General features: G+C 64.8%; 25 protein-coding genes. 13 read left to right on the top strand and 12 right to left on the bottom strand.

Annotated elements, in window-relative coordinates:
• Window positions 1–39: 39 nt before the first annotated feature.
• The gene (locus tag FHR22_RS06955; RefSeq protein WP_166940276.1) at window positions 40–1,527 is read left to right on the top strand and encodes a class I adenylate-forming enzyme family protein; all 1,488 of its coding nucleotides are present in this window, start codon (window positions 40–42) and stop codon (window positions 1,525–1,527) included.
• Window positions 1,528–1,560: 33 nt separating this feature from the next.
• The gene (locus FHR22_RS06950) at window positions 1,561–2,733 is read left to right on the top strand and encodes an acyl-CoA dehydrogenase family protein (protein WP_425057419.1); all 1,173 of its coding nucleotides are present in this window, start codon (window positions 1,561–1,563) and stop codon (window positions 2,731–2,733) included.
• A gap of 98 nt (window positions 2,734–2,831) precedes the next feature.
• Here the strand turns inward: FHR22_RS06950 and FHR22_RS06945 are convergent, their stop codons facing one another.
• On the bottom strand, window positions 2,832–4,055 hold the full coding sequence (locus FHR22_RS06945) for an acyl-CoA dehydrogenase family protein (RefSeq protein ID WP_166940272.1): 1,224 nt from the start codon (window positions 4,053–4,055) through the stop codon (window positions 2,832–2,834).
• A 1-nt stretch (window position 4,056) separates the two neighbouring features.
• Window positions 4,057–5,148 (bottom strand): acyl-CoA dehydrogenase family protein, encoded by a 1,092-nt coding sequence (locus tag FHR22_RS06940; RefSeq protein ID WP_166940270.1) that lies wholly within the window; start codon window positions 5,146–5,148, stop codon window positions 4,057–4,059.
• 105 nt (window positions 5,149–5,253) lie between these two features.
• Between FHR22_RS06940 and FHR22_RS06935 the strand changes: the two genes are divergently transcribed.
• The 5 genes from FHR22_RS06935 to FHR22_RS06915 all read left to right on the top strand — a co-directional run bounded on the left by FHR22_RS06935 (window position 5,254) and on the right by FHR22_RS06915 (window position 10,507).
• A complete protein-coding gene (locus tag FHR22_RS06935; RefSeq protein WP_166940268.1) occupies window positions 5,254–6,054 on the top strand; it encodes an enoyl-CoA hydratase/isomerase family protein in 801 nt (266 codons plus the stop codon).
• Between the two features lie 81 nt (window positions 6,055–6,135).
• Entirely contained in the window at window positions 6,136–7,230 is a 1,095-nt protein-coding gene (locus tag FHR22_RS06930; protein WP_166940266.1) for an acyl-CoA dehydrogenase family protein, read from the top strand.
• The gene (locus FHR22_RS06925) at window positions 7,227–8,432 is read left to right on the top strand and encodes an acyl-CoA dehydrogenase family protein (protein ID WP_166940264.1); all 1,206 of its coding nucleotides are present in this window, start codon (window positions 7,227–7,229) and stop codon (window positions 8,430–8,432) included. Before FHR22_RS06930 ends, FHR22_RS06925 begins: the two co-directional genes overlap by 4 nt.
• 10 nt (window positions 8,433–8,442) lie before the next feature.
• The gene (locus FHR22_RS06920; protein ID WP_166940262.1) at window positions 8,443–9,225 is read left to right on the top strand and encodes an SDR family NAD(P)-dependent oxidoreductase; all 783 of its coding nucleotides are present in this window, start codon (window positions 8,443–8,445) and stop codon (window positions 9,223–9,225) included.
• Window positions 9,226–9,256: 31 nt separating this feature from the next.
• On the top strand, window positions 9,257–10,507 hold the full coding sequence (locus FHR22_RS06915; protein WP_166940260.1) for an acetyl-CoA C-acetyltransferase: 1,251 nt from the start codon (window positions 9,257–9,259) through the stop codon (window positions 10,505–10,507).
• A gap of 38 nt (window positions 10,508–10,545) precedes the next feature.
• Here the strand turns inward: FHR22_RS06915 and FHR22_RS06910 are convergent, their stop codons facing one another.
• A complete protein-coding gene (locus tag FHR22_RS06910) occupies window positions 10,546–11,901 on the bottom strand; it encodes an alkaline phosphatase PhoX (protein ID WP_166940258.1) in 1,356 nt (451 codons plus the stop codon).
• Window positions 11,902–12,060: 159 nt separating this feature from the next.
• On the opposite strand from FHR22_RS06910, the gene FHR22_RS06905 reads away from it, so the two are divergent.
• Window positions 12,061–13,191 carry a CaiB/BaiF CoA transferase family protein gene (locus tag FHR22_RS06905; protein ID WP_166940256.1) on the top strand — a complete coding sequence of 377 codons (1,131 nt, stop codon included), beginning with the start codon at window positions 12,061–12,063 and terminating at the stop codon, window positions 13,189–13,191.
• A 153-nt stretch (window positions 13,192–13,344) separates the two neighbouring features.
• On the opposite strand, the gene FHR22_RS06900 is transcribed toward FHR22_RS06905, so the two are convergent.
• Together FHR22_RS06900 and FHR22_RS06895 are read right to left on the bottom strand one after the other, a co-directional pair.
• The gene (locus FHR22_RS06900; protein ID WP_166940254.1) at window positions 13,345–14,064 is read right to left on the bottom strand and encodes an acyl-CoA dehydrogenase family protein; all 720 of its coding nucleotides are present in this window, start codon (window positions 14,062–14,064) and stop codon (window positions 13,345–13,347) included.
• Window positions 14,061–15,200, bottom strand: a complete 1,140-nt coding sequence (locus FHR22_RS06895; protein ID WP_166940251.1) for an acyl-CoA dehydrogenase family protein — start codon at window positions 15,198–15,200, stop codon at window positions 14,061–14,063. Before FHR22_RS06895 ends, FHR22_RS06900 begins: the two co-directional genes overlap by 4 nt.
• Before the next feature lie 51 nt (window positions 15,201–15,251).
• Here FHR22_RS06895 and FHR22_RS06890 point away from each other — a divergent pair, with 51 nt between their 5' ends.
• Window positions 15,252–16,055 (top strand): crotonase/enoyl-CoA hydratase family protein, encoded by an 804-nt coding sequence (locus FHR22_RS06890; RefSeq protein WP_166940249.1) that lies wholly within the window; start codon window positions 15,252–15,254, stop codon window positions 16,053–16,055.
• 2 nt (window positions 16,056–16,057) lie between these two features.
• Window positions 16,058–16,837, top strand: a complete 780-nt coding sequence (locus FHR22_RS06885; protein WP_166940247.1) for a tyrosine-protein phosphatase — start codon at window positions 16,058–16,060, stop codon at window positions 16,835–16,837.
• A 110-nt stretch (window positions 16,838–16,947) separates the two neighbouring features.
• Here the strand turns inward: FHR22_RS06885 and FHR22_RS06880 are convergent, their stop codons facing one another.
• Both FHR22_RS06880 and FHR22_RS06875 read right to left on the bottom strand, forming a co-directional pair.
• Entirely contained in the window at window positions 16,948–18,285 is a 1,338-nt protein-coding gene (locus FHR22_RS06880; RefSeq protein WP_166940245.1) for a Xaa-Pro dipeptidase, read from the bottom strand.
• 96 nt (window positions 18,286–18,381) lie between these two features.
• Entirely contained in the window at window positions 18,382–19,086 is a 705-nt protein-coding gene (locus FHR22_RS06875; RefSeq protein WP_166940243.1) for a hypothetical protein, read from the bottom strand.
• Between the two features lie 199 nt (window positions 19,087–19,285).
• Here FHR22_RS06875 and FHR22_RS06870 point away from each other — a divergent pair, with 199 nt between their 5' ends.
• Window positions 19,286–19,756 carry a GFA family protein gene (locus tag FHR22_RS06870; RefSeq protein ID WP_166940241.1) on the top strand — a complete coding sequence of 157 codons (471 nt, stop codon included), beginning with the start codon at window positions 19,286–19,288 and terminating at the stop codon, window positions 19,754–19,756.
• On the opposite strand, the gene FHR22_RS06865 is transcribed toward FHR22_RS06870, so the two are convergent.
• Genes FHR22_RS06865 through lpdA form a run of 3 tightly spaced genes read right to left on the bottom strand, consistent with a single transcriptional unit; the run spans window position 19,702 to window position 22,439 of the window.
• Window positions 19,702–20,373 (bottom strand): phosphatase PAP2 family protein, encoded by a 672-nt coding sequence (locus FHR22_RS06865; RefSeq protein WP_166940239.1) that lies wholly within the window; start codon window positions 20,371–20,373, stop codon window positions 19,702–19,704. The two genes, FHR22_RS06870 and FHR22_RS06865, sit on opposite strands and share 55 nt — an antisense overlap.
• Before the next feature lie 36 nt (window positions 20,374–20,409).
• Entirely contained in the window at window positions 20,410–21,012 is a 603-nt protein-coding gene (locus tag FHR22_RS06860) for a hypothetical protein (RefSeq protein WP_166940237.1), read from the bottom strand.
• A 32-nt stretch (window positions 21,013–21,044) separates the two neighbouring features.
• Window positions 21,045–22,439: a dihydrolipoyl dehydrogenase gene (gene lpdA / locus FHR22_RS06855; protein ID WP_166940235.1), complete on the bottom strand. Its 1,395-nt coding sequence runs from the start codon at window positions 22,437–22,439 to the stop codon at window positions 21,045–21,047.
• A 170-nt stretch (window positions 22,440–22,609) separates the two neighbouring features.
• Between lpdA and FHR22_RS06850 the strand changes: the two genes are divergently transcribed.
• On the top strand, window positions 22,610–23,413 hold the full coding sequence (locus FHR22_RS06850) for a class I SAM-dependent methyltransferase (protein WP_166940233.1): 804 nt from the start codon (window positions 22,610–22,612) through the stop codon (window positions 23,411–23,413).
• Window positions 23,414–23,446: 33 nt separating this feature from the next.
• Here FHR22_RS06850 and FHR22_RS06845 read toward each other — a convergent pair whose 3' ends face one another.
• On the bottom strand, window positions 23,447–24,742 hold the full coding sequence (locus FHR22_RS06845; protein ID WP_166940231.1) for a pyruvate dehydrogenase complex dihydrolipoamide acetyltransferase: 1,296 nt from the start codon (window positions 24,740–24,742) through the stop codon (window positions 23,447–23,449).
• 172 nt (window positions 24,743–24,914) lie between these two features.
• On the opposite strand from FHR22_RS06845, the gene FHR22_RS06840 reads away from it, so the two are divergent.
• Window positions 24,915–25,370, top strand: coding sequence for a universal stress protein (locus FHR22_RS06840; RefSeq protein WP_166940229.1), 456 nt, complete (start codon window positions 24,915–24,917; stop codon window positions 25,368–25,370).
• Here FHR22_RS06840 and FHR22_RS06835 read toward each other — a convergent pair.
• Window positions 25,367–25,762 (bottom strand): hypothetical protein, encoded by a 396-nt coding sequence (locus tag FHR22_RS06835; protein WP_166940227.1) that lies wholly within the window; start codon window positions 25,760–25,762, stop codon window positions 25,367–25,369. The two genes, FHR22_RS06840 and FHR22_RS06835, sit on opposite strands and share 4 nt — an antisense overlap.
• Window positions 25,763–25,800: the final 38 nt, after the last annotated feature.

Genomic DNA, 25,800 nt, shown 5'->3' with positions numbered 1-25,800 from the left:
ATACATGCTTCATATCGAAGCAAGGGGATAGTGTCGCCAATGGAAGTTCGCCGCATCAGCGATGCATTGAAGGTGCGCGCGTCGCATCAGGCCGATGAGATCGCACATGACGACACAAGGCGGCAGATCAGCTTCGCCGAATGGGACCGCGAGGCCGACGAGATCGGCGGCGGGCTCGCCGCAGCGGGGCTTGTTCCCGGCGATCGTGTCTTCCTGCCGATCAGCAACGCGCATGCGGTCGAAATGGCGATCGCGGTGTTCGCGGTATTCCGCGCCGGGGGTATCGCCTGCCCGATCAGCACCCGCCTCAACCCGAAGGAAGTTGCCGATTATGCGGCGCTGTGCGAACCGCGTTTCTGCCTGACCGACGCCCCCGATCTGGTCAAGGATCTGGAACTCGCCGGTTGCTGGCAGGTCGACGACATGCCGCGCGATATTGCGGCCTTGCCCGACCAGGCGGACCTCGACCCGATGGCCGATGCCGAAATCCTCGGCACATCGGGAACGACGGGCAAGATCAAGGGCGTCGTCCTGTCGCATGCCGATCTGATGACCGGGGTCACCGGGCACAATATGGACCGCTCGCGCTCGACGCTCAACGCGCTGCCGCTCACCGGATCGGGCGGGAATATCGGTATCGTGATGCTCCCGGCGCGCGGCGGCGCCACCGCGATCACCCAGCCGAAATTCGATCCCAAGGGCTTTCTCGACCTCGCGCGAGAAAAAGGGCCCGACCTCGTCTATCTCGTGCCGTCGATGCTGCGCCTCGTGCTCGACCATCCCGACGTCGCGACCTACGACATGGCGGGGGTCAAATATCTGATGACCGGCACCGCGCCGCTGCCGCATGATTCGGTAAAGCGCGCCGCCGACCTGTGGCCGCACCTGCGCATCCGCAACAGTTACGGCATGTCCGAGGGCGGAGTCGGCATCGGCACGCGCAGCCAGGAACAGGTGCTGAAACCCGGCTGCGTCGGCAAGCTGCCCGCGCATATGCAGATTCGCGACGAAGCGGGGAATATCGTCACCGAAGCCGGCGTCGTCGGCGAAATCTATGGCTGGCAGAAGCATCAGCGCCGCTACTGGAACGATCCCGATGCGACCGCCGCAGGCTTCAAGGGCGGCTGGACCAAGACCGGCGACCTCGGCTTCGTCGATCAGGATGGCGACCTCATCATGGCTGGCCGCTCGAAGGAGCTGATTATTCGCGGTGGCTACAACATCACCCCGCTCGAGATCGAGACCGCGCTCCACCTCCACCCCGCGGTGCAACAGGCCGCGGTCGTCGGCGTTCCGCACGAGATACTGGGTGAGGACATCGCGGCCGCGGTGACGCTACGCCCGGGAATCAGCGCGACGGCGGACGAGATCATCGCCTTCTGCCGCGAGCATGTCGCCGACAACAAGGTCCCCCGCACCCTCGTGGTCATGGACGCGCTGCCGCTCAATCCCAATGGCAAGATTCTGAAAAAGGAACTGGCGGGGCCGCTGGCAAAAGCTGCGGCCGAAAGGCGCAAAGTGGCTTGATCGGTCGGAGCGCGTGCCCCAAGGCGCATGTCCATGACCATATCTGATCGCGCACTCGCCATCGCCACGAAGGTCGAAACCTTCGTCCGCGAAACCATCGCCCCCTATGAAAGCGATCCGCGCCGCGACCATCATGGCGCGCCGACCGACGATCTGGTGATGGAGATGCGCGAACATGCGCGCGCCGCCGGGGTGCTGACGCCGCACATTCTGGGCGACGGCGACCACCTCAACCAGCGCGAGACCGCCGTGGTGCTGATCAAGAGCGGCCTGTCGCCGCTCGGCCCGCTCGCGTGCAACACGATGGCGCCCGACGAGGGCAATATGTACCTGCTCGGCAAGGAAGGCAGCCCCGAACTCAAGGAGCGCTTCCTGAAGCCGATGGTCGCAGGCCATGTCCGCTCGGCCTTCTTTATGACCGAGCCCGCCGAAGAGGGCGGCGCCGGGTCCGACCCGTCGATGATGAAGACGACCTGCCATCTCGACGGCAATCACTGGGTGGTCAACGGCCGCAAGACCTTCATCACCGGTGCGCAGGGCGCGCGCGTCGGCATCGTGATGGCAAAGTCCGAACAGGGTGCGTGCATGTTCCTGATCGATCTGCCCGATCCCGCGATCCGCATCGACGACGTGCCGAACACGATCGACAGTTCGATGCCGGGCGGCCATGCCACGCTGACGATCGACAATTTGCGCATCCCCGCCGACCAGATGCTCGGCGAAGCTGGTGAAGGCTTTCGCTATGCGCAGGTCCGCCTCTCCCCGGCCCGCCTGTCGCACTGCATGCGCTGGCTCGGCGCGTGCATCCGCGCGCACGAAATCGCGACCGACTATGCCAACCGCCGTGAAGCCTTTGGCAAGCCGTTGATCGAGCATGAGGGCGTCGGCTTCATGCTCGCCGAGAATATGATCGACCTGAAGCAGGCCGAACTGATGATCGACTGGTGCGCGGGCGTGCTCGACACCGGCTCGCTCGGTACGGTCGAAAGCTCGATGGCGAAGGTTGCGGTGTCGGAAGCGCTGATGCGCATAGCCGACCGCTGCGTGCAGGTGATGGGCGGCACCGGGGTCACCGACAAGACGATCGTCGAGCAAGTGTTCCGCGAAGTTCGTGCCTTCCGTATCTACGACGGCCCGACCGAGGTCCATAAATGGAGCCTCGCGAAGAAGATCCGCCGCGACTGGAAGGCGGGACTGAAAGCTTAATCTCGTCATCCCGGCAAAGGCCGGGATCTCACCGGTGAGTTAGGCCGCAACGATGAGATCCCGGCCTTCGCCGGGATGACGATTGAACGATCGGCGGCTCAGCCCTTCAGTTTCTCGAAGGGCACATCCTTGTCCATCCGTACCTCGCCGGGCATGCCGAGCACGCGTTCGGCGATCTGGTTGCGCAGCACCTCGTCGGCACCGCCGGCGATGCGCATCACGGTTGAATAGATATAATCGTACTGGACGTCGCCGGTCGCGGTATCGCCCGCGTCCGGCGCGATCCCTGCGAGACCGCGCAGTTCGAGTGCAAGGCCGTTGGTCTTCTGGTAGCGGCCCGCATAGGCAAGCTTGACCATCCCGGCGAGCGCACCGGGATTCTCTCCCTTCGATACCATCGTGCGCAGCCGCGCCTGGAAAAAGCGCTCGCCCTGCTCTTCCGCCAGCGCCTCGGCGAGTTGCTGGCGGACCGCGCGGTCGTCGAGCATCGTGCCGCCATGGCTGTCAGGGGTGGCCGCGGCAAAATCGAGCAATGGTTCGATCCCGCTACGATGCGCGCCCGAACCGAGGCGTTCGCCCATCAGCACGGTCATGCAGCACGCCCAGCCATCGCCTTCGGCACCGAGGCGATTTGCGTCGGGAATGCGGACATCGGTGAGGAAAGTCTCGTTGAACTCGCTCGCGCCCGAAATCTGTCGGATCGGGCGTGTCTCGATCCCCGGCGTCTTCATGTCGACGACGAAGAAGGTCAACCCCTTGTGCTTGGGCACGGCCGGATCGGTGCGCACCACCAGGATGCCCCAATCGGTAAGATGCGCCCAGCTCGACCAGACCTTCTGCCCGTTGACGATCCAGTCGCCCGAGCCATCGTCCGCACGCACCGCCTTGGTGCGCAGGCCCGCGAGGTCCGATCCCGCAGCCGGTTCGGAGAAAAGCTGGCACCAGGTGATGTCGCCCTTCAGCGTCGCCTCGATGAAGCGCGCCTTCTGCGCGTCGTTGCCGTGCTTGGCGATGACGGGAAGCGCCATACCGGTGCCGATTGACGTGAAGGGCCCTTTGGGCAGGTGATATTTGCCTTCCTCCTCGGCGAAGATCACCGCCTCGATCCCCGATGCGCCGCGTCCGCCGAGTTCCTTGGGGAAGGTCAGACCGGACCAGCCACCCGTATAAAGCGCGCGCATCCACGCGCGGCCACGATCGGCTTCTTCGGTATCGGGCATCTTCGCCCCCGCCGGCAGTTCGTGCGCGGGAGCATGAGCGGCAAGCCACGCGCGCGCTTCGGCGCGGAAGGCGGCTTCCTCTGCGTTGTCGTTAAAATCCATCCTATGCCGCCCTCACCTGACTGCCCGGTCGCGCGCCGAGCAACCGATCGGCCCAAAAGCCCCGGTTGCCCAAGTGCACCGCGAGCATGCGTTCGCGCCGGTAATAGAAATGACAATTCGCCTCGAAGGTATAGCCGATACCGCCATGCACCTGCAGATTCTCGCGCGCCGCCAGTTCGAAGCATTTGATCCCCGACAATCGCGCCGCAGCTGCTGCCGCAGGCAGGTCGTCGGGCGACGATTCCGCCGCCCAGCCGCCGTAATAGGCATTCGAACGCGCCAATTCGGTTGCGACCGCGACATCGGCGAGCTTGTGCTTGATCGCCTGGAAACCGCCGAGCGGTCGGCCGAAAATCTGCCGCTCCATCGCATAGTCGCGCGCCATGTGGAGGCAGGCTTCGGACGCGCCGACCGCCTCGAACGCCGCCTGCACTGCCGCTTGGTCGATCAGCCGGTCGAGCTTGCCGTTCCCCGGCATCGACTCGGCTACCGCACCGGCGAAGTCGAGCCGGTAATGCGGACGAAGCTGGTCGAAACTGTCGAGCTTCGTCCGCATGACGCCCGGCTGATCCAGCTCGACCAATGCGAAGCCTCCGCCAGCGACGAGCACCACCGCGATATCGGCGATGCCTGCATCGGCGACGGGAGTCTTGCTGCCGCCGAGCTTGCCGCCTTCGAGACTCACACCGCCCGAGAACACCGGCCCCGGACCCTCGGCATAAGCGAAGGTCGCGATCGCCTCGCCACTCGCGAGCTTGGGAAGCCATGCTGCCTTCTGGGCATCGCTGCCCGCCAGCCGGATTGCCTCGGCACCGAGAATGATCGAACTCATGAAGGGCACCGCGGCGTTGGCCGCGCCGAGCGCTTCCATGATCACGCCGAGGTCGAGCGCGCCGAGACCCAGTCCGCCATATTCTTCGGGAATCGCTGCGCCGAGAAAGCCCATGCCGGCGAGCGCGCGCCACAGCGGCTCGTCCCATTCGGCGCCCGAATCGATCAGCGTGCGCAGCCGGTCGAAAGCTGTCATATCCGCGAGAAGCGCGCGCGCTTGCTCGCCAAGCATTTTCTGTTCATCGCTCAGGTCGAAATTCATCGCAGGACTTGCCCCGTTGTTGCGACCTGTGTCATAACGAGTTGTATAACTAGGTCAACCATGAGCGTTCGATGAAAACGAGCGCCGGAAGAGGAACCGCCGACCATGCAATATGAAACCATCCTGGTCGACATCGCCGACCACATCGCCACGATCACGCTCAACCGGCCCGAGGCGATGAACAGCTTCACGCGGCGGATGATGGACGAATTCGAGCATCTGTGGAAGTCGGTCGCGCGCAACGACGATATTCATTGCTGCGTGCTGCGCGCGGCGCCCGGCAAGGCGTGGTGCACCGGGGTCGACGTCAAGGAATCGCTCAAGCCCGGCGGCACCGTCGTCGACTTGGGCAATATCTGGCATTGCGAGGATCCGGGTGTCTATCTGGGCCCCAAGTCGATGAACTGCTGGAAACCGGTGGTCGCCGCGGTGCACGGCATGGCGGCGGGAGGCGCCTTCTACTGGCTTAACGAGGCCGACATTCTCATCTGCTCCGAAGACGCGACCTTCTTCGATCCGCATGTCACCTATGGCATGACGAGCGCGCTCGAACCGATCGGCATGACCTATCACATGCCGCTGCACGATGTGTTGCGCATGGTGTTGCTCGGCAACGACGAACGGATTGGTGCGGGGACTGCGCTGCGCATCGGGCTCGTCAGCGAGATCACGACACTCGAAGGGCTCTGGCCCCGCGCGCACGAACTGGCGACCACCATCGCCGCCAAGCCGCCCGCGGCAACCGCAGGATCGGTCAAGGCGATCTGGGAATCGCTCGACCTGCCGCGTTCGGTCGCGCTGCAACAGGGCCTCAAATATTGCCAGATCGGCAATCCGGTCGGCGTGCCGCAGGTCGATCGCGCCGAGCTGATGGCCGACAAGGCCAAGAAATTCACCATTCGCTAGCCGTAGCGTCAATTCTACTTGACGTTTACGTTAACGTACGGATGATGTCCCTTAACTGACAGGGTGAGGAATCGAACGCGCATGTCGATTTTATACGACGAAGGACAACAGGCCATCGCGACCGAGTCGCGCCGCGTGATCGAAGCCAGGGTGAACAAGGAGGAGTTGCTCCCCCTGCTCGAAACCACGGGCCGGTATCATGAAGGCTATTGGGCCACCGCAAAGGAGCAGGGCTGGACCGCGCTTGCGCTTCCCGAAACCTATGGCGGGCTCGACCTCGGCCTGATCGAACTCGGACTGATCGCGCATCAAGTCGGTCGTTCGCTGGCCGGCGCGCCGTTCCTGACGGCCAGTTTCGGCGCGGCGAAGGCTATCGAGCTTTATGGATCCGAAGACCAGAAGGCGAAGTGGCTGCCCGGCCTTGCGAGCGGCGAGACGATCGGCACGGTCGCCTTCGCGAACGGCGCCAACGCCCTGCCCGCGCGACCGGGGATCACCCTCACCGGCGAGCGTCTCGACGGGATCATGACCGGGGTGTCAGGCGGACTTGCTGCCGACGTCGCCGTGGTCTTCGCAAACGGGTCCGGCATGCCGATGCTCGCCGTCGCCGAACTGACAGACGTGACGCGTGACCCGATCGCCAGCTTCGACAACAGCCGCCTCTACGCCGATCTGGCGTTCAAGGACACGCCCGCCGAAACGCTCGCCGCGGGCGGCGCCGCGCGCGAAGCCGCGCTCCATATCCTCGCTTTGCAGGCGGTGATCACCGCGCATGAGCAGACCGGCGGCGCGGAGGCGATGATGGAAATCGCGCGCGACTATGCCGTCACCCGCCGCGCCTTCGGTCAGCCGATCGGCGCCTTCCAGTCGATCAAGCACCGCATCGCCGAGCTTTACGGGCTGGTCGAACTGGCACGTGCGAACTGCATTCACGCCGCGTCGCGCGAAGGACAGTCCGATTTCATCATCGCCGCCGCCGCCGCGCGCATCTCGGCGACCGAGGCCTATGACACCGCATCGCGCGACTGTGTGCAGATCCATGGCGGCATCGGGGTGACCTGGGAACTCGGGCTCCACCTCCACACCCGCCGCGCACGCAGCCTCGCGATCGAACAGGGCAATCTGCTCTTCTGGGAAGACGTGCTTGTCGACCGCCTGACAGGAGAAGCCGCATGAGCGACCTCGAAGCCTATCGCACCAAGGCCGCGGCCTGGCTCGCCTCGATGGTGCCGACCTATGGCAAGGCGGCGCGCCAGGGCCTCTCCGAAGCCGACGACCTCGCGCTCGGCCGCCAATATCAGAAGGCGAAGTTCGACGCGGGCTATGCCGGGATCAACTGGCCGACCGAATTCGGCGGCCAGGGCCTCGGCCATCTCGAAAAGGTCACCTTCGATACCGAGGAAATGAAGCATGGTTTCCCCAGCTTCTATTTCGGCATCTCGCTCGGCATGCCCATCCCCGTCCTGATGCAGTTCGGCGAGGACAAGGCATGGGTGAAGGAACGCGTGCTGAAGGCGCTGCAGGGCGAAGAAATCTGGTGCCAGCTCTTTTCCGAACCCGCGGGCGGCTCCGACCTCGCGGGCCTCAGAACCAAGGCCGAAGCCGACGGCAACGGCTGGAAGATCAACGGGCAAAAGGTGTGGACCAGCTGGGCGCATTACAGCGACTATGGCGTCATCGTCGTGCGCACCGACCCCAATGTGCCAAAGCACAAGGGGCTCACCTATTTCTGGGTCGACATGAAGGCGCCGGGCGTCACGGTGCGCCCGATCAAGCTCGTCGGCGGCGACAGTCACGTCAACGAGGTGTTCTTCGACGATGTGAAGATCGGCGACGATCATCGCATGTCGCCCGTCGGCGGCGGTTTCGCGGTTGCGATCGCGACGCTGATGATCGAACGCTATGTCGCGACCGACAGCGCCGGTTTCGGCCCGCATCTTGACCTGTTCGTCGAACTGGCGAAAGACACCGAACTGAACGGCAGGCCGGCGATCGCGGATGGCCGCATCCGCCAGCAGATTGCGCGCAACTATGCGATGCGGAGTGGCCTGCAATCGATCACCGCTCGCGCGATGGCGATGATGCAGGCGGGCATGACGCCGGGCCCGGAAGGGTCGCTCAACAAGCTCGTCGCGGTACGCTCGCGCCAGAAGCTGTCCGAACTGGCGATCGACCTGCAAGGCTCGGACGGTTTCACCTACGACAACCACGCCTCGCAAAAGGAGGACTGGACGTCGAGCTGGATCAACGCGCCGACGGGCCGCATCGCCGGCGGGTCGGACGAAACCTTGCTCAACACGATCGCCGAGAAAATCCTTGGCCTGCCGCAGGATCATCGCCCCGACAAGGGCGTACCCTTCAACCAGATTCCCGCCTGAGGAGCCACGCATGAAGATCGATTCCACCACCGCGGCCGTCGTCACCGGCGGTGCTTCAGGCCTCGGCCGCGCGACCGCCGAGGCGCTTGCCGCCGCGGGGGTCAAGGTCGCGATTTTCGACATCAACGAAGCGCTGGGAGAAGAGGTCGCGGCGTCGATCGGAGGCATCTTTTGCCGCGTCGACATCACCGACGAGCAATCGGTCATCGACGGTTATGGCAAAGCGCGTGCCGCCCATGGCCAGGAACGCGTCTGCGTCCATTGCGCGATGACCTCGCGCCGCGGCAAGACGCTGGCCTTCGACAAGGCGACGGGTTCGTTCCGTCGCACGCCGACCGAGGATTATGCCTATGGTGTCGCCGGCATCCTGACCGCAAGCTATCGCATCGCATCGATCGCGGCCGAAGGGATGGCGACGCTGCCCGAACTCGATGACGGCGAGCGCGGTGCGATCATCCTCACCGCATCGGTCGCGGCGCAGGATGCGCAGATCGGCCAGGTGATCTATGGCTCGGCCAAAGCGGGCGTGAACGGCCTCGTCCTGCCGATGGCGCGCGACCTGATGGACCTTGGCATCCGCGTGAATTCGATCATGCCCGGCGTGTTCAGCACGCCGCTCGTCGCAGGCCTTCCCGAACCGGTGCTCGCCAGCCTCGGCGCGTCGGTCCCCTTCCCCAAGCGGCTCGGCAAGGCCGAGGAATATGCCAGCCTTGCGATGGAGATGGTCCGCAACAGCTATTTCAACGGCCAGGCCGTCCGGTTGGACGGCGCGATCAGAATGGCCCCGCGTTAATCCGAACTCCCCTCGAAGAAGGAAATCTGTGATGTCCGAAGCCTATATCATCGACGCCGTCCGCACCCCGCGCGGGATCGGCAAGCCCGGCAAGGGCGCGCTGTCGCACCTCCATCCGCAGCATCTTGCCGCGACGGTGCTGAAAGCGATCAAGGAACGCAACAATCTCGACACCGCGACGGTCGACGACATCATCTGGTCGACCTCGACGCAAAAGGGCAAGCAGGGCGGCGACCTTGGCCGCATGGCCGCGCTGGCCGCGGGTTATGACGTCAAGGCATCGGGCACGACGCTCGACCGTTTCTGCGGCGGCGGCATCAGCTCGGTGAACTTCGCCGCCGCGACCGTCATGTCGGGCATGGAAGATTGCGTCATCGCGGGCGGCACCGAAATGATGAGCTACACGGCACAGATCGGCGCCGAGGAAGCCAATGCCGGACTGAAGCCGCTCGGCATGGGGTCGGGCAACGCCGCGCTCGACGACATCCACCCGCAATCGCACCAGGGTGTCTGCGGCGACGCGATCGCCGCATTGGAAGGCATCGACCGCGAAGCCGTCGATGCCCTCGCGCTCGAAAGCCAGCGCAAGGCGAAGCGCGCCATCGACGAAAATCGTTTCGCGAAGAGCGTCATTCCCGTCCTCAATGAGGACGGCTCGGTCGCACTCGACCGCGAGGAATTTCCGCGTCCTGAAACGACCGCCGAAGGCCTCGCCTCGCTGAAGGCCAGCTTCGACGCACTCGCCGACTTCGATCTGGGCGGCGGGACGACCTTCCGCAAGCAGATCACGCGCCGCTATCCCGACCTCGAATTCAAGGGCGTGCATCACGCCGGCAACTCGTCGGGCGTCGTCGATGGCGCTGCGGCGCTGCTCCTGACCTCGAAGAACTATGCCGACAAGCACGGCCTGAAGCCGCGCGCGCGCATCGTCGCCTACGCCAATCAGGGCGACGATCCGACGCTGATGCTCAATGCCCCCGTGCCGGCGGCGAAGAAGGTGCTCGAAAAGGCCGGGTTGACGAAGAACGACATCGACGTCTGGGAAATCAATGAAGCCTTCGCCGTGGTCGCCGAAAAGTTCATCCGCGACCTCGACCTCGACCGCGACAAGGTGAACATCAACGGCGGCGCGATGGCGCTCGGCCACCCGATCGGTGCAACCGGCTCGATCCTGATCGGCACCGCGCTCGACGAACTCGAACGCTCGGGCGGCCGCTACGGCCTCGTCACCATGTGCGCCGCCGGCGGCATGGCGCCGGCAATCATCATCGAGCGGATATGAAACACGGCCTCCCCTCCCGCTTGCGGGAGGGGAACAGTCTAGAACGGTCCGCGGACCGCGATGGTCCTTGCCGGATTATAAAGGTTGAGGAACATCGTCCTGCCGTCGGGGGCGAAGCAGACCCCCGCGCATTTGGTCGCGGCGGTCACGCGGGCGAAGGGATAAACCTTTCCGTCAGCGGTGACCCCGCGCAGCCAGTTGTCGGGCTTTGCCCCGCGACGATCCTCGCACACGATAAGGTCGCCGTTCGGCGCGACGGTCAGATTGTCGCCGAAGCTGAAATGTTCGGGATCGGTCGACTCGAGGAAGAGCTGCAGCCGTCCCGGTGCCGCCGTCTCGCCTTCCGTCCCCTCGGCGGGCGACGGGCGATAGCGCATGATCTGTCCACGCCGCGCAGGCCCGCCCGAGGTGCAGGTGAAATAGATTTCGCCGTCGCCGCCGTGAATGCCCTCGCCGCGCGCGAAGATCGCGCCGCCGGCGCGTGCACCCCGCTTGCGCAGGTCGTCGCGCGGACTTTCGACCTCGTCCAGATCGATCCAGCGCACCGCGTGCCAGCCGGCGGTCGGCAGCGTCGGCCGCGCCCAGTTGCGCGTGTCGGTCAGCGAGGCATCGGCGAAGGCGAGCGCCTGCAACCGCCCGCCCCGGTGCAGCGCGCCCGGTTCGGACGGCAGGAAGCGGTAGAAGAGGCTGTCGCCGCGATCCTCGGTCATATAGATGGCGCCGCTGCGCGGATCGCAGACGGCGGCTTCGTGATTGAAGCGCCCCATCGCCCGGATCGGCTCGGCCTTGACGATACGGCCCGGCGCGACGGGAATCTCGAACACCCAGCCATGGTCCTGCCCCAGCTTGCCGCCGGCGCGCGAGACATCTTCCTCGCAGCTCAGCCAGCTTCCCCATGGCGTCAGGCCGCCCGAGCAATTGCGGATCGTTCCCGCGAGCGCGAGATATTGTTCCTCGACCGCCAGCGTGTCGGGGTTGAGGAGCAGCGTCGACGCCCCGCCCGGCAGCGCGTCGCCGCCGCCGATGCAATCGAACGCCGCCGGAAGCGCCCCGTCACCGCGCGCGCAGGCGCCATGCTCAAGCTCTTCCGGGCCAAGCTCATGGTTGCGCATCAGGCAAAGCCGCCCGTCGGGCAGGACCGCACAGCCCATGCCGTCAGCACTGTTCGGGACGCGGTACCCGTCGCTCATCGACTGCCCGTATTGCGAGAGAATTTTATAGGAAAAGCCCGGCGGCAGATCGAGCAGGCCCGCGGGGTCGGCTATGGTCGCACCAAACCCACGCCCTTCGGCAAGCATCGCAGCGGAGACATGGCGGCTGTGAAGCGCAAGGCCGGCAAAGGCACTCGCGACAAGTCCCTTGGCAAAGCCGCGGCGATCGGGTGCGATGGTCATCGGGCGAGGAGCTCCGGATGGCGATTCCATGCCGGGCGGATAGACGCGGGCGATGACGGACGGACTGCAATAGTCTGACAGTTTGACGACAAAATGAAGTTGGCTTGCACATAAGTGCAACATTGGCATGGCCGAAGGGCCGCAAAGGAGACGAGAGACATGGCAGGACCGCTGCAAGGCATCAGGATCATCGAATTCGCCGGGATCGGTCCCGGTCCCTTCTGCGGCATGATGCTCGCCGACCATGGCGCCGAGGTGATCCGCATCGATCGTCCGGGCGGTTTCATGGACCCGCGCGACCCCCTCTCGAGGAACCGCACGTCGATCGCGCTCGATATGAAGAACGCCGACGCGGTGCAGATCGCCCGCGATCTCTGCAAAACCGCCGACGGGATCATCGAGGGCTATCGCCCCGGGGTGATGGAGCGGCTCGGGCTCGGCCCCGACGTGCTGATCGGCGACAATCCGAAACTCGTTTACGGCCGCATGACCGGCTGGGGGCAGTTCGGCCCCTATGCGCAGGCCGCGGGCCACGACATCAACTATATCTCGCTGTCAGGCGTGCTGCACGGCATCGGGGTGCGCGGCGGCAAGCCGGTGCCGCCGGTCAATTATGTCGGCGATTTCGGCGGCGGCGGCATGATGCTGGCGTTCGGCATGTCGAGCGCGCTGCTTCATGCAAGCAAGACCGGTGAAGGCCAGGTCATCGATTGCGCGATGACCGACGGTTCGGCTTTGCTCGCGGGCATGAGCTGGTGGTTCCATGGAGCCGGAATGCTGAAGGATGAGGCCGGCGTGAACCGCCTCGACGGTGGCGCCCCCTATTACGACACATACACCTGCAGCGACGGCAAGTTCATCTCGATCGGTTCGATCGAACCGCAATTCTATGCGCTGCTGCGCGCCAAGACCGGGCTCGACGCCGATCCGGAATTCGACGTGCAGGACGACCAGGAAAACTGGCCTGCGAAGAAGGCCAGGGTCGCGGCATTGTTTGCGACCAAGACGCGCGATGAATGGTGCGAGCTGATGGAAATGACCGACGTCTGTTTCGCTCCCGTGCTGTCGCTGAGCGAGGCCCCCGCCCATCCGCACAATGTCGAGCGCAAGACCTTCATCGAAGTGGCGGGCGTTCCGCATCCTGCTCCGGCGCCGCGCTATTCGGCGACGGTGAACGACACGCCGCGGCAAGCACCCACGGTCGGCGGCGACGGCGATACCGTGTTGGCGGGACTCGGCTATGATACGGAGAAGATCGCGGCGCTCCGCGACGGCGGCGCAGTGCGCTGACTGTCGATCGGCGCGGATTTCGGAGTCCTGTGCCCCTGCGAAGGCAGGGGCCCATCTCCGGCCGTCACCAACTGCAGCAGCGGGCTTTGCCGGGACGGGAGCATAGGTGATGGGCCCCTGCCTTCGCAGGGGCACAATGAATGCGCCAGAAAGTCAGTCGGCGCGCGCGGTCATCGCTTCCCAGAGGCCGCGCCCGCCGAATCCGGTAACCTGACGCCCCAGCCGCTGGGCCCAATGGGCATCGTTGCCATGTGCACCACGCCAGCGCATCAGCGGGATGGTCACGCGGTGAAGATCATATTCGCGGGTAAAACCGATCGCGCCATGCACCTGGTGCGCGATCGCGGTGACGACACCCACCGCGCGATTCGCGCGCAGCTTCGCAGCGGCAATTTCGAAGTTTGCAGCCCCGGCGTCGAGGCCGACGGTGTCGAGCCGCTTTGCCATGGCCGCCACCGCGGCTTCCACCGCGCGCACTTCGCACGCCATGACCGCGAGCGATTGTTGCACCGCCTGGAACTTGCCGAGCGGGCGGCCGAATTGCTGGCGCGTGTTTACATGCTCGATCGAAAGGCCCAGCGCCTCTCCCATCGCACCCGCCATCAGGCTGACGGCCGCTGCGGCGTGAAGCGCATCATCGGCCTCGCCCAACCCCGACAGGATCAGCCCGGCGACGGGAAGATCGGGCACCGCGACCCCCGCGATCGCCAGCACCGCGTTGACATCGCCCCAATCGCCGCCGAATCCTCCATCGGCTTCGGCGACCAGCAACAGCGAAAAGCCTGCGGCCTCGACCGGAGCGATGCCCTCAGCGGCGGCTTCGACGAACACCGCGCGCGCGGTGTCGCACAGCATCTCGCGCGCCGCGCTCATCGCAACCCCAGCCCGCGTGCGATGATCCCGCGGATCACCTCGCGCGTCCCGCCGCGCAGCGAAAAACTCGGCGACGCGATGAGCAGCGCGCGCAGCAGCCTTGCCAGGTCATTTTCATCGTCCCAGCCGCAGTCGATCACCGCCTGCACGCGGCGCGGCATATCCTGTTCGAACGCATTTCCCAGTTCCTTGACCACCGAGGCCTCGACCATCGGATCCTCTCCCGCCGCGAGCTTGGCCGCGGTCGACATCGACAGCTGGCGCAGCGTCCACATCTCGGCCGCCAGTTCGCCGATCAGCACCGCCAGCGCCGGTTCGGGATCGCTACCCGCCGCGTCGATCAGCGCCGCGAACAGCGCGTGGCTCGAGAGATAACGTTCGGGGCCCGAGCGTTCGAGGCCGAGTTCGGCAGTAACCTGTTTCCACCCCTCGCCGCGCGTCCCGATCAGCGCGCCATGCGGGACGAGGACATCGTCGAAGAAAACCTCGTTGAAGTCGTGATTGCCGGCCATATCGATGATCGGGCGGATGGTGATACCCGGCGTGTCGAGGTCGACCAGCAACTGGCTCAACCCGGCATTGCGCTCGCTGCCCTCTTCGGTGCGGACGAGAGCGAGAATGACGTGCGACAGGTGCGCGCCGGTGGTCCAGATCTTCTGCCCGTTGATCCGCCAGCCCTCGGCGGTCTCGCGCGCGCTGGTGCGGACCGCGGCGAGGTCGGATCCCGCGCCCGGTTCGGACAGGCCTATGCACGCGTAAAGCTTCCCCTTCGCAATGCCGGGCAAATAGCGCTGACGCTGCTCCTCGCTGCCGTAGCGCAGGATCAACGGCCCGGTCTGGCGATCGGCAATCCAGTGCGCGCCGACAGGGGCGCCCGCGGCGAGCAATTCCTCGATTACCACATAACGTTCGAGCGGGTGGCGCTCGCCGCCGCCGTAGCGGGCGGGCAATGTCATGCCGATGTAACCAGCGGCGCCCAGCGCACGGCTGAAACCGGCGTCGAAGCTGGCCCAGCAATTGGCCCGCTCGACAACATCGCCCTGCGGCTGATGCTGCGCCAGCCACCCCCGCAAATCGGCACGCAGTGCCGATATGTCGCCGGGCGGATCGAAAGGATAGAGCGCAAAGCCTTGCATGTCGCGGCAGCCATGCAATAGCTTTCCCGAACTGAAAAGGGATTTTGGACCATGGGTGAATTTCTGAGTGTCGAGCGGCGGGGCAAGATCGCGATCCTGACGATGATCAAGCCCGAAAGCATGAATGCGATCGGCACCCACGAGGATTGCCAGGATATCATCGAGACGCTGCGGGACCTCGGCGACGACCGCGGCGTCAGCGCGATCATCCTGACCGGCAGCGGCAAGGCGTTCAGCGCCGGCGGCAACCTGAAAGGCATGCAGGACCGCACCGGCATCGGCGTGCTCGACCAGCCCGATTCGACGCGCAGCAACTATCGCAAGGGCGTGCAGGCAGTGATCCGCGCGCTGATGGACTGCGAAATCCCGATGATCGCGGCGGTCAATGGCCACGCCATAGGCCTCGGCTGCGACCTAGCCTGCACCTGCGATATCCGTATCGCGGCGGAGAGCGCCAAATTCGCGTGCAGCTTCATCAAGGTCGGCATTGTCCCCGGCGATGGCGGTGCATGGCTGCTCCAGAAGGTGCTCGGCTATCCGCGTGCCGCCGAACTTTTCCTGACCGGTGACCGTTTTGACGCGCGCCAAGCAAAGGAATATGGTCTGGTGACGGATGTCGTACCCGACGAGGATTTGCTGGACCGCGCCATCGCCATCGCCGAACGCATCGTGTGCAATCCGCCGCGCGCGCTGCGCCTGACCAAACGGCTGCTGCGCGAGGCACAGCACAGCCGGATGAGCGACATCCTCGAAATCAGCGCCGCCTATCAGGCGATCGTGCACGAAACCGCCGACAATCGCGAGGCGATCAACGCCTTCGTCGAAAAGCGGCCACCGGTCTTTACAGGAGAATGACGATGCTTGCCGAACGGGTCCTGCCGCTTTCGGGTGTCCATAATTTCCGCGATTACGGCGGCTATGCGGTCGAGGGCGGCGGGCGGCTGCGCAGCGGCGTCCTCTGGCGGTCGGCCCACCATGTCGATGCGACCCCCGAGGACCTGGCCGCGGTCGACGCGCTGGGGCTGGAGACCGTCGTCGACCTGCGCGGCGACGACGAGCGCGCCGATCATGTGTGCCGCCGCAGCGAGAATTTCTCGGCGCGCGTGCTGTTCGCGGGCGGGCAGACCGCGGGGCTGGCGCCGCACCTGCAGGCGGCGGGCGGCACGATCGACAACGAGACGGCACGATCGCGGATGATCGACACCTATGCCGGCATGCCATACCGCCCGGCGCTGGTCGCAACGCTGCGCCTCTATGTCGCGGCGCTGGCTGAATATGATGCGCCGAGCCTTGTCCACTGCGTCGCGGGCAAGGACCGCACCGGGCTCGCGGTTGCGATCGTTCACCGCCTGCTCGGCGTCAACGAGGATGATCTGATGGCCGATTATCTGCTGACCAACAGCGCCGGCAAGATCGAGGAACGGATCGCACAGGGCGCCGCGCACATTCGCGCCCGTTATGGTGCCGAGATCCACGACGATGCGATCCGCACCCTGATGTCGGTCAATCCCGCCTTCCTCGACGCCGCACTCGCAACAATCCGCCGTGACCATGGCGATGTGGCGACCTATGCCGAGACGGTGCTGAACCTGACCCCCGAGATGCACGAGGCAATGGTCGACAAGCTGGTGGTTTGAACCGCTTTCTCAAAAAGCGCTTGCCCTGAGCCCGTCGAAGGGCCGTTCTTCTCTTCGGGAGAAAGGACGGCGCTTCGACGGGCTCAGCACGACGGCGTTTCGGAACAACGTCAGCTCCCACCCTTCACCAGCACGCCGCCCTTTACCACCGCATCGACGCTTTCGAGCTGGCGCACATCGGTCAGCGGATCGCCGTCGACCGCGATGATGTCGGCGTAGCGGCCGACCGCGATCGCGCCGACGTCCTTGTCGCGATCGAGCGCCTCGGCGGCGTTGCGCGTGGCGGCCTGGATCGCTTCGATCGGCGTCATTCCATATTCGACCATGACGCGAAATTGCTTGCCGACCTCGCCGTGCGGCATCACACCCGCGTCCGATCCGAAGATCATCCGCACCCCGGCCTTGTGGGCCTTGCGGAAATTGTCGCGCTGGATCTGCGCGATTTCGCGATCCTTGCGCAGATTGTCTTCGAGCACGCCGTTCTTCGCGCCCTCGGCCTGCGTATATTCGGTGTTGTAGATATCCATCGTGAACCACACTGGCCGTTTGCGCGCCAGCGCCATGCGAATGCCTTCGTCATCGACCAGGCTGACATGCTCGATCGTATCGATGCCCGCCGCGATGGCGGCGCGGATGCCCGCCGCGCCGTGCGCATGCGCCGCGACCCGAAGCCCCCATTGATGCGCCTCGTCGGCGATCGCCGCGAGCTCCCGTTCGGAAACCTGCAATTGCCCGGGTTCGGTGTTGCGCGAAAAGACGCCGCCCGTCGCGCAGACCTTGATCACCTCGGCGCCATATTTGCGCTGGCGACGGACCTGATAGCGCAGCTCGTCGGGCGTATCGCCGATCCCTTCTTCCTTGCCATCCTTCTTTTCGAGGCTGGGCGGCAGGAAGGTGCTGTCGCAATGCCCGCCGGTCGCGCCGAGCGCATATCCCGCGGGAACGATGCGGGGGCCGGTCGCATAGCCGGCCTCGATCGCCTCCTTGAGCCCGATGTCGTTGCGATTGTCCGATCCGACGTTGCGGACCGTGGTAAAGCCCGCGCCGAGCATGTCGCCCGCATTTTTGACCGCGGTCATGCCCCAGAAGCTGTCGGTGAATTCGAGCCCGCGATAGCCGCCGATGTCGGCGGGCCCATCAAGATGGACGTGCATGTCGATCAGGCCCGGAAGCAGCGTCTTGTCGCCAAGGTCGATATGCTTGACTCCGCTGCCCCAGCGTACCGTGCGGGCATCGGCGATCCCGGTAATACGCCCGTCGGCGCCGACGAAAATTGCGGGATGATCGACGGTCTTGCCCGTCAGGACATCGACGTAGCGCGCGGCGGTGATGACGGTCCGTCCGCCCTCATCCTGTGCGGTCGCAGGCACGGTCATCGCCGCGAAAAGCGCGCCGCTGCCGAAAGCGATTCCCCGCAGAAAACTCCCGAACTTCACTCGCGATTGCATGTCCGTCCTGCCCCTTGTTGTTGCCCGTTCGATTGATGGCAAAACAGGACTTGATAGGACAGAAGAATTTTGTCCGGGCCAGCCGGAAACGATCGATCAGGTCACCTTGCGGCCGAAACCGCCCGCGCGCGCGCCGGTCATCGGCGTTCGCGGAGCGCCTTCCAATATATCGCGACGGCCAAAGTTCGGCGCGGGGACGGGAGGCGGCGGCTCGGCGGCTTCGTCGCGGCGACGCATATAGTTGGCAAACGCGGCGTCGGGATCGAAAACCTCAGCCTGCGGGGCAGCAACCGCCAGCCTTGCCATTTTATCGGCGGCCTGCGGGACCGGAGCCCCGATCGCGGCGAATTGGTGCGCGGCGAGGTCGTCAACCAGTGCTGCGAGTCCGGCCTTGTCGAGGTCGAACATGTCGCTGAGCAGGCGATATTTCTTTCCCAGAAACTCGCCCTTCATCTTGATGTGCAGATATTTGGTGCTGGCGACCTTGATCAGACCGTAAAAGGCATAGCTGCTGAGCGCGGAGGTACCGACCTCGGCGACATCGCGCCATTCCACGTTATTTTCGGTCCACATGGTGACGATGATCAGCCGGTCGCGATCATAGCGCAGCGCTGTCCGGTCGCCGAACAGCTTGCGCGCGCCGAGAACGCCAAGGGCGATCAGCATCACCGCGCCGATCAGGATGACCACCGCCAGGAAGGCCCCGACGCGCCCGAGGCTCATCAGCCCGAGAATGCCGAGGATCGGACAACCGACGGCTGTCCTCACCAGCTTGGACTTGTCGTATGCGATGGTCTTCATATCCACCCCTTCGATTTCCGCTCATCGTTCAGACGATCGTGCAGCCGAAACTTTGAAAATATGCATATGATCCCGGCCATCGACAGACGTCGTCCTAGCGTGGGGCGGTTAGAATTTCGTTAGCCGGTGCGCTGTCATGCTTTGATGGCGCACAGCGATGCGTTAGAAAATCAACCGACCACCAGATGGGAGTGATGACGTGGACGAGTGGAACTTGCCTTGGACGGGCGGATGCCGGTGCGGGACGCTGCGTTTCGAGATCATCGCGCCGCCGATGCTGACGATGGCTTGCCATTGCACCGGGTGCCAGAAGATGAGCGCGAGCGCCTTTTCGCTGACGATGGCGATCCCCGACAGCGGGTTCAGCGTCACGGCGGGCGAGCCGGTCATTGGCGGGCTGCACGATGCGCGCCTGCACCATCGCCACTGTGATCACTGCAAAAGCTGGGTGTTCACCGAGATCGAGCCGGGGATGGGCTTCGTCAACGTCCGCCCGTCGATGCTCGACGATTTCGCCTGGTTCACGCCGTGGATCGAAAGCTACACGAACGAAGCCCTGCCCTGGGCAAAGACCGACGCGGTGCATAGCTTTGCCGAATTCCCGGCAATGGAAGACTATGGCGCGCTGGTAGCCGAGTTCGCCGAAAAGGGCCCGCGGCCCGGACGCTGAAGCCAGATGATGGCGAGCATGGCGAAGGCGGCACCGAGCAGGGTGCCACCGACGATATCGCTCGCCCAATGAACGCCGAGCGTCATCCGCGAAAAGGCGTTAACGACGATCATGATCGCCGCGAGTACCCAGACAAAGGGACGCCAGCGCGGCGGCGTCAGCCAGGCGAGGAGCAAATAGACGACCGCCGCGTTCGTGGCATGGCCGCTGGGATAGGATGCGCTCGATACATGATCGAGATGATCGATAATGTCGGGGCGCGCGCGTCCGAAGCCGATCTTCATCAGGCTGGACGCCAGGTTCGACAGCAGCGACGCAGCCGCCAGCGCTGCGGCGCAGCGCGGCCCGCACCAGCGCCAGACCAGCGCGCAGAGCAGAATCACGATCACCCAGCGCGGTGTGCCGCCGCCCACCCAGCTGACGGCTTGCATGACAGCAATGAGCCATGGCGGCGATGTATCGGCCGAAAGCGCCAGCGACACGCCGATGCGGCGGTCGAGATCGTCGGCAAAGCCTCCCGCAACGATTGCGCTGATGGCGAGGAAGAGCAGGACGACCGGCAGCACGGCGCGGCGCGCGAAAGTGGCGGAGGCAGGCGAATTGGATGAAGATGTCATGCCGACGCTCATGGCAAAGTGCGGCCATCGCCGCAATCAATCGCGTCGCGCCGCGCGCGCCGCCGACTGACGCCAGGCGCCGAGATGGGCGGCAAAACGGCGTAGCTGTCCGGTTCCGCCATCGACATCATTGTCAGCCAACCTGAATTCGCCGATTGCGCCGCCGCCCGCACGGTAGCGAAGATAGAGACCGTGGCGCAGCCGAGCACCCAGCTTCGCGGCGCGCGATCCATCGCCGGGCAAGCGGTCGGCGCGATCGACGATCATCTCCACGATATCGGCGATCGGCAGCTGGCGGGGCGCAGCAATAAAGCTTGGATGAAAATGAAGATGGCCGTCGAGAATCCTGACCGCGACCCGCCGCGAGATGGCCCGCGCACCATGCCGGCCGGCGTAGAAAAGACACACGCCACCCGCCGCGATCAGAAGCGGCACCTTGAATGGTGCCAGCGGATCGCGGCGCGGCGCGGGTATCGGCAGATAGAGGTCTGGCCGGACCGTCGCTTCCTGCATCGGTTCAGGCTTCGTTTCGCCGTACAGCAACGCCGAAAAGAAGAAGGATAGCGCCGCAAACCCCAGAAAGAACAGCGCCTTGATCGCATTACCCCATCGGGAGAAATACAGGATCGACGGGTTCAAACTGCGATGCCTCTATCAGCCCTCTCGTGTGCCTAGATGTGCAACGGCCGTCCAAATGCCGCCAAGACCCCTTCATGCATCGTCTCGCTGAGCGTCGGATGCGGGAAGACGGTACCGATGAAATCATCCTCGACCAGTTCGGCGGTCTTGCCGATCGTATAGCCCTGGATCAGTTCGGTGACTTCGGCGCCGATCATATGTGCGCCGAGCAGTTCGCCGGTCTTGGCATCGAACACCGTCTTGGTGAAACCTTCCGCTTCGCCCAGCGCAATCGCCTTGCCATTGCCGATGAAGGGGAAGGTTCCGGCCTTCACTTCGTAACCAAGTTCCTTCGCTTTCGCCTCGGTCAGGCCGACGCTGGCGATCTGCGGGCGGCAATAGGTGCAGCCCGGGATGTTGCGCGGGTCCATTGCGTGCGGGTGATTGCCGGCGATCGCTTCGACCGCGATGACCGATTCGTGCATTGCCTTGTGCGCAAGCCACGGCGGCGCGGTGACGTCGCCGATCGCCCACAGGCCCGGGACATTGGTCCGGCACATCGCGTCGGTATCGATATGGCCCTTTGTGGTCTTAACTCCGAGTGCTTCGAGCCCGATATTCTCGGTGTTCGGGACGATACCGATCGCGACGATCGCGTGGCTGAATTCGGCACTTTCGACCTTGCCGTCCTTGGCTTTGATCTTGGCCGAGACGCCGTTCGCGGTCGCCTTCAGCTCTTCAACGCCAGCGCCGGTGTGGATCGTCATGCCCTGTTTCTTGAGCGCCTTTTCGAGAAAGGCCGACACATCGGCATCTTCGACGGGCACGACACGGTCGAGCATTTCGACGACGGTCACTTCGGCACCCATGTCGCTGTAGAAGCTCGCAAATTCGATCCCGATCGCGCCCGATCCGATGACGAGCAGCTTCTTCGGCATTTCGGGCGGGACGAGCGCGTGGCGATAGGTCCAGATGCGCTTGCCGTCGGCGGGCGCGAACGGCAGGTCGCGCGCGCGCGCGCCGGTGGCGACAATGATATTCTTGGCGGTCAGGATTTCGCTGCCCTTCTCGCCCGTCACTTCGAGCTTGCCAGGCGCGGTCAGCTTGCCAGTGCCCATATGGACGGTGATCTTGTGCTTCTTCATCAGGAAGGCGACGCCTTGACTCAGCTGCTTCGCGACGCCGCGGCTGCGCTTCACGACGGCGTCGATGTCGGCGCTGATCTGCTGGGCGATCAGGCCGTAATCGCCCGCATGCTGCATATAATGATAGATTTCGGCCGAGCGCAGCAGCGCCTTGGTCGGGATACAGCCCCAGTTGAGGCAGATGCCGCCAAGCAGCTCGCGCTCGACGATCGCGGTCTTGAGCCCCAATTGCGCGGCGCGGATCGCGGCGACATAACCGCCGGGGCCCGAACCGAGAATGATGAGGTCGTAACTATTGGCCATTCGGACGTTCCTTCGCTACTTTCCGACATGCACCCTTAGGGCGGCCGGCACTTACGGCAAGGCTATAGGTTGCCGGATTAAGGATGATTTCATCCCCATCGCATAAGGTCGGCGCCAGAGCCATGCAACCGGTCCATAGCTATTCCCCCTCTCCCCGCGAGAATCCCGCCATGCCCGAGGTCGTGAACGCGGCCGACGACGCGGCCTTTCGCGTGCAGGCCACCGCGATGGGCTATGACCCCGACGATAAATGGGTCGGCGGCTATGTTCCCGTTGCATGGCAGGAAGTGCGCCACCTCGTCGCCGCCTATGCCGGCGATGTCCACGACGCGGCGCTGCTCGAATTCGGCTGCAACTATGCCGCTAGTTCGATCGTCGCGGCGACGATGGGCGCATGCGTAACCGGAGTCGATGTCGATGCCGACACGATCACCCTCGCCCGCCGCAATGCGGCGCGCCATGGCGTTGCCGGACGGATCGACCTCCGCCATGTTCGCGACACGCGCGTGTTACCCTTTGCCGATGCCAGTTTCGACATCATCCTGTGCATCAGCGTGCTCGAATATGTCGCGCCCGATCAGCTTGACGCGGTGATGGGCGAGCTCAAGCGGGTGCTGAAGTCCGGCGGGCTGATCATCGTGTCGGGCACCGCAAGCCGGCTCGCTCCGCGCGAGGTGCATTCGGGGCGCTGGCTGGTGAATTACTGGCCGCGTGTCATCGACCGCCGGCTATTCGGGCGGAAGACGCCGTTGCAACGCGGAGCCAATCCGTTCGCCATCCTGCGAGCGTTCGGCAATTATGAGAATCTCGATCTTGCCGACCGCGGCGAGCGCTGGCTCGCGGCCCGCGCTGCCATGGGACAATCACCCGCCAAGCTGTGCATGGCGCGCATCATCGCACGATTGATCCGGCCGTTCGGCTGGTCGATCGGCATGACGGGGCCGAGCTTCAGCGCGACCTGGCGCAAGCCTTAAACCTCCCTCCCCGCAGGAGAGAGAGGCCGCAGATTATGCCACCAGCCCCAGCGGGTTCTCGACCAGTTCCTTGAACGTCTTCATCAGCAGCGCCCCATCGGCGCCGTCGATTGCGCGGTGGTCGAAGCTGCCGGTCGTGGACATGATCGTCGCAATGGCGAGCGCGTCGTCGACGATGTAGGGCCGCTTTTCACCCGCGCCGATGGCCATGATCATCGCTTGCGGCGGGTTGATCACGGCGGTGAACTGCTTGATCCCCATCATGCCCATGTTCGAGATCGAGGCGGTGCCGCCCTGATATTCACTGGGCTGAAGCTTGCCTTCCTTCGCCTTCGCCGCGAGTTCGGACATTTCGGTCGAGATTTTCGACATCGACTTGCCGCCCGCGTCGACGATGATCGGAGTGATCAGGCCGCCCGGGATGCTGACCGCGACCGAGATGTCGGCGCGGCTGTATTTACGCATCACATCGCCGCCGAACGAGACGTTACAGGAGGGAACGCGTTCGAGCGCAACCGCGAGCGCCTTGATCAGCATGTCGTTCACGCTGAGCTTGATGCCGCGGCTTTCGAGGCTGGCGTTGAGTTCGCCGCGCAGCTTGAGCAGTGCGTCGAGGCGAATGTCGACCGTCAGATAGATGTGCGGCGATTGCTGCATCGACTCGGTCAGACGGCGCGCGATCGTCTTGCGCATGCCGCTGAGCTTTTCGTCCTCGTGCGGGATGCCGAAATCGGGGATCGGGCCGGCAATTGCCGGAGCCGCTGCGGGGGTTGCCGCTGCGGGCGCCGGAGCAGCAGCGCTGGCGGCGGCGGGTGCGGCGCCTTCGAGGTCGGCCTTGACGATACGGCCGCCTGGGCCGCTGCCCGTCAGCGTCGAGAGGTCAATGCCCTGATCGGCCGCGAGGCGCTTCGCGAGCGGGCTCGCCTTGATGCGTTCGCCCGAAGCCGTCGGCGCTGTGGTTACGGCGGGTGCGGGTGCCGCCGCCGGAACGTCCTTCTTCGCCTCTTCCTTGGGGGCAGCTGCCTCTCCTTTCGGTTCAGCGGCCGGTGCCGGTGCCGGTGCCGCCTTGGCACTCCCGGCATCCTCGCCTTCGCCCGCGATTACCGCGATCACGGTGCCGACTTTCACATTGTCCGTGCCCTCGGGAACGAGAATCTGGCTGACCACGCCTTCGTCGATCGCTTCGAATTCCATCGTCGCCTTGTCGGTCTCGATCTCGGCGAGCAGGTCGCCCGATTTGACCGCGTCGCCTTCCTTGACCAGCCATTTGGCGAGCGTCCCTTCCTCCATCGTCGGCGAAAGGGCTGGCATTTTCAGTTCGATCGGCATCGTGAGATTTTTCCCTCGTCAGTCTTGCGGGCCGTGGCTGCCGCTACGGCTTCTCCCTCACCATAAGCATAGTCGTGGTCAAGGTCTATCGGGGCAAACTTGCCTTTCATACGAATGTGACGCACTCTCCGCGCGCCAAAGCGTGAATACGCGCAAACGAGGGGTCGGGGCGATGCGGACTTATCTGGTGGTGATCGACGACAGTCCCGAAGCGAGCCTCGCGCTGCGCTTTGCCGCGCGGCGTGCGGCGCGAACGGGCGGCGGGGTGATGGTGTTGGCGATCGTCGCGCCGCAGGATTTCGTCGCCTTCGGCGGCGTCCAGGCGACGATCGAGGCCGAAGCCCGCGAACATGCCGAGGAACTGGTGGCGGCTGCCGCCGACGCGGTGGTTCAGGAAGCCAATGTCACGCCGCAGATCATGGTGAAATCGGGCAAGCCCGCCGAGGTGGTGCGCGAGGTGATCGGCGCCAACGACGAGATTGCGGCACTGGTGCTCGCGACAGCGGCGAGCGGAGCGCCCGGACCGCTGGTCGCGCATTTCACCGGACAGGATGCGGGGACGCTTCCCTGTCCGGTGATGCTGGTGCCGGGCGGCATCGATATGAGCCGGCTCGACGCGCTGAGTTAGACGCGGGCCGCCACGGAATTCGGCATGGCGGCATCTTTCCATTCGAGAAACGCAAATCCGAGGACGCCAAGCGCCTGGACGATGACGACCGTGATACCGATGCCGGTCATCTGCGCTGCGAAGGTCACGACGACCGCAAAGCTCGCGGCGACCCAGCCCAGGTTGCCGACCGCAATCAGCTTGACGAGCGCCGCATTCGGAACCGACTGCCGCGCCGCGACCATCATCAGGAGCGCGGCCGCCAGACAAATCCAGCCGCCGGTCGCGACGATATTTGCGGACAGCCCGAGGAGCGCGCCGACGGGCGCAGCGGCGAGCAGGCCGATGGCGAAAACGCCTCCGCAGGTGACGGCATCGGCAATGAGGATATTCTTCAGATTGAGGATCGACATGATGGTTCTCCTTTCGACCTCTCCAAACTGGACCCCGG

Source organism: Sphingopyxis panaciterrae, from assembly GCF_011762125.1.
GTDB classification, from domain to species: Bacteria; Pseudomonadota; Alphaproteobacteria; order Sphingomonadales; family Sphingomonadaceae; genus Sphingopyxis; species Sphingopyxis panaciterrae.
Note: the sequence above shows the minus strand (reverse complement) of the source record. Positions and strands in the feature narration are given on the sequence as shown.